This is a genomic window from Duganella sp. S19_KUP01_CR8, from assembly GCF_036688705.1.
Lineage (GTDB): Bacteria > Pseudomonadota > Gammaproteobacteria > Burkholderiales > Burkholderiaceae_D > Rugamonas.
The window spans coordinates 1-3,644 of record NZ_JAQQPR010000065.1; the positions used below are offsets into that span (position 1 = coordinate 1).

Here is a 3,644-nt window from a genome sequence, read left to right on the forward strand (position 1 = left end):
CTGCTCAGCACCGTGGTCACGCGCGGCGGCCGCCCGGCGCCGGCGCGGCTGTACCTGCGGCCGCTGGACGGCGGCGGCGTGCTGATCGTCGGGCGCGACCTGAGCGAGCAGGAAGCGGTGCGCGCCGTGATCTGGCACGCGCTGCTGGCCGGCGCCGGCGTGTCGCTGCTGCTGACGGTGGCCGGCGCGCTGCTGTTCCGGCGCGTGGTGGAGCGGCGCCTGGGCGCGATCCGCCGCACCGCCGCCCACATCGAGGCGGGCGACCTCAGCTCGCGCATCGCGGTCAGCGGGCGCGACGAGTTCGCGCTGCTGGGGCGCGACATCAACCGCATGCTGGACCGCATCGAGCTGCTGATGGACGGCATCCGCCACGTGTCGAACGCCATCGCGCACGACTTGCGCACGCCGCTGGGCCGCGTGCGCAGCAAGCTGGACGACGCGCTGCGGCACGAGGCCACGGTGCCGCGCCTGTCCGGCGCCGCGCACGACGCGATCGACGACATCGACGACCTGATCCGGCTGTTCGAGCGCCTGCTGCAGATCGCCGAGGCCGAATCGGGCATGCGCAGCCGGCTGTTCGAGCGGCTCGACCTGGGCCACATCGCCACCGACATCGGCGACATGTACGAGGCCAGCGCCGAGGACGGCGGCGTGAGCTTGACGGTGGACGCGCCCGCGCACCTGTATGTGGATGGCGACCGCAACCTGCTGGCCAGCGCCGTCGCCAGCCTGCTGGACAACGCCATCAAGTACGCCGGGGCCGGCCATGCGATCCATGTGCGCGTCGGCCTGTTCCACGGCGGCCTGGCCTCGATCGCGGTGCACGACAACGGCCCCGGCATCCCGCAGGCCGAGCGCGCCAAGGTGACGCAGCGCTTCTACCGCCTGGACGACAGCCGCCACCTGCCGGGCAACGGCCTGGGGCTGGCCATCGTCAGCGCCACCGCGCTGGCGCACGGCGGCGAACTGCTGCTGGAGGACGGCGCGCCCGGCCTGGTGGCGCGCATCCTGCTGCCGCTGGCGCCGTAGTCCTGGCGGGCTGCCGTGGCTATCCGATATGGCTATCCGATCGGTAATGTGACCGCAAGCCTGCGGTAAGCCGGCCGCCGCTAGCATGGAGGGTTCCCCACTCTGGCTGGCCTTTTCACTCCTCATGCACGACTTAAGCGACATCGCCGACTGGCTCAAGCATCATCCCGTCCATCCCGCCGCCCAGGCCGGCGGCGAGCCCGTGGTGTCGTTCAGCAGCAACGACTACCTGGCGCTGGCCCGGCATCCGCGCCTGGTGGCGGCCGCCAAGGACGGGCTGGACCGCTACGGCGTGGGCAACAGCGCATCGCGCCTGCAGGGCGGCGACCTGGAGCTCTATCGCAGGCTGGAAGCGCGGCTCGGCGCGCTCCAGCACAAGGGCGACGCGGTGCTGTTCGTCACCGGCTACATGGCCAATGTCGGCGTGCTGTCGTCGATCGTCAAGGCGGCCGCGCTGGCGCGCCTGCACGGCTACCGCGCCCGCAAGCGCCACAAGTACGCCTGCTATTCGGACGAGTACAACCACGTCAGCATCCGCGAAGGCATCCAGATGTCGGGCGCGCTGCGCTACAACTACCGCCACCGCGACATGAACCACCTGGAGTCGCTGCTGAAGGCGGGCGCGGACGAGGGCAGCACGCCGATCATCGTCAGCGACGGCGTGTTCGCCATGGAAGGCACGATCGCGCCGCTGCCGCAGCTGGTGGAACTGGCCGAGCGCCACGGCGCGCTGCTCTACCTCGACGACGCCCACGCCACCGGCGTGCTGGGCGCCAACGGCGGCGGCACCTCCGAGCACTACGGCTGCTACAGCCCATGCCTGATGCAGATGGGGAGCTTGAGCAAGGCGCTGGGCGCGCTGGGCGGCTTCGTCGCCGTCGAGCGCGAGGTGGCCGACGTGATCCGCCTGACCAGCTCGGCCTACGGCTACACCTGCCCGCCGCCGCCGGACCAGGCGGCCGCGGCGCTGGCGGCGCTGGACCTGCTGGCAGAGGAACCGCAACGGCGGTCGCGCCTGTGGGACAACCAGCGCTATTTCATCGAGCGGATGGCGCCGCTGGGCCACACCATTTTGGAGACCCGGACGGCGATCCTGCCGCTGCTGGTGGGCGAGGCCGAGACTTGCCAGCGCTACGCGATCGCGCTGCGCAAGGAGGGCATCCAGGTGGACGCGGTGCAGTTCCCGGCGGCGCCGGTGGGCCAGGCGCGGCTGCGCTTCGTGATGAACGCCGGCCATAGCCGCGCGCAGATCGACCACGTGGCGGCGGTGATGGCGCGGCTGGCCACCTGAGCCGCCGTCGTTCCCGCGCAGGCGGGAACCCATGCGCCGCATGGTCGGACGCGTAGTATGGAGGGAATTCAGGCAATGCCTGGATTCCCGCCTGCGCGGGAATGACGGGGTCAAGCGGTGCTGCGCTCCGCCCAGCGCTGCTTGACCTCCAGCAGCGCCGGCATCTGCGTCAGGAACAGGTCGACCAGTTCGGCGTCGAAGTGCTTGCCGCGCTGCTGCTCCAGGTATTCCACCGCCTGCGGGATCGGCCACTCCGGCTTGTAGGGACGGGCCGAGGTCAGCGCGTCGAACACGTCGGCGATGGCGACGATGCGCCCCACCAGCGGGATGTCGCGGCCGGCCAGGCCGTTCGGGTAGCCGCTGCCGTCCCACTTTTCATGATGCGTCATCGCCACCTGGTGCGCCATCGCCAGCATGCCGCCCGGGTGCTGGCCGATGATGTCGCCGCCGATCGCGGCGTGGGTCTGCATGATCTTCCATTCCGCCGTCTCCAGCGGGCCGGGCTTGCGCAGGATGCTGTCCGGGATGCCGATCTTGCCGACGTCGTGCATCGGCGCCGCGTGCAGCAGGTCGTCCGCCTCGGCCTCGCTCATGCCGGCCGCGCGCCCCAGGATGCGCGAGTAGTGGCTCATGCGGATCACGTGCAGGCCGGTTTCATTGTCCTTGTATTCGGCCGCCAGGCCCAGGCGCTGGACGATCTCCAGCCGGGTGCGGGCCAGCTCGTCCACCCGCACCAGCGACAGGTGGGTGCGCACGCGGGCGCGCACGATGGGCGGGCTGACCGGCTTGGTGATGTAGTCGACCGCGCCGGCGTCGAAGCCGACCACCTCGTCGCTGGCGTCGCTGAGCGCGGTGACGAAGATCACCGGGATGGCGGCGGTGGCCTCGTCTTCCTTCAATAGCCGGCACACTTCATAGCCGGTCATGCCGGGCATCATGACGTCCAGCAGGATCAGCTGCGGCCGCTCCTGGCGCGCCAGTTCCAGCGCGCGCGGGCCGTCCTTGGCGAACAGCAGGCGGTACTGGTCTTGCAGGATATGGCGCAGCAGCTGCAGGTTGCTGGCCTCGTCGTCGACGGCCAGGATCAGGGGCAGGTCGTTGGTGGGTGCTTTAATCATGGGTTCTCCTTGGCCAGATGGTCTGCCAATTCCAGCAGCGTAGCATGGGCTAGCGGAAAATCGAAATCGTTGAGTGCGGTGTGCAGCGCCGCCAGCTGCTGGGCCAGCGCGGCCGACAGGCCGGCGCCGCTCATGGCGGCCGCCAGCACGGCCAGCGCGCCATCGTCCAGCGCGCCGCGCCGCAGCGACGGCAGCAGCGCCTGCGC

The 3,644-nt window shown here is 70.7% G+C and carries 4 protein-coding genes; 2 read left to right on the forward strand and 2 right to left on the reverse strand.

The window, feature by feature from the left end:
• Positions 1-1,029, forward strand: a 1,029-nt coding sequence (locus tag V6M89_RS30240; RefSeq protein WP_332856688.1) for a sensor histidine kinase, incomplete at its 5' end; no start/stop codon positions are given.
• A 124-nt stretch (positions 1,030-1,153) separates the two neighbouring features.
• Complete coding sequence (locus V6M89_RS30245; RefSeq protein WP_332856689.1) at positions 1,154-2,320, forward strand: aminotransferase class I/II-fold pyridoxal phosphate-dependent enzyme; 1,167 nt, start codon at positions 1,154-1,156, stop codon at positions 2,318-2,320.
• A gap of 110 nt (positions 2,321-2,430) precedes the next feature.
• On the opposite strand, the gene V6M89_RS30250 is transcribed toward V6M89_RS30245, so the two are convergent.
• Together V6M89_RS30250 and V6M89_RS30255 are read right to left on the reverse strand one after the other, a co-directional pair.
• Positions 2,431-3,438, reverse strand: coding sequence for a response regulator (locus V6M89_RS30250; RefSeq protein WP_332856690.1), 1,008 nt, complete (start codon positions 3,436-3,438; stop codon positions 2,431-2,433).
• Positions 3,435-3,644 (reverse strand): hypothetical protein (locus V6M89_RS30255; protein WP_332856691.1); only part of this gene is annotated, 210 nt, incomplete at its 5' end. The genes V6M89_RS30250 and V6M89_RS30255, both read right to left, overlap by 4 nt.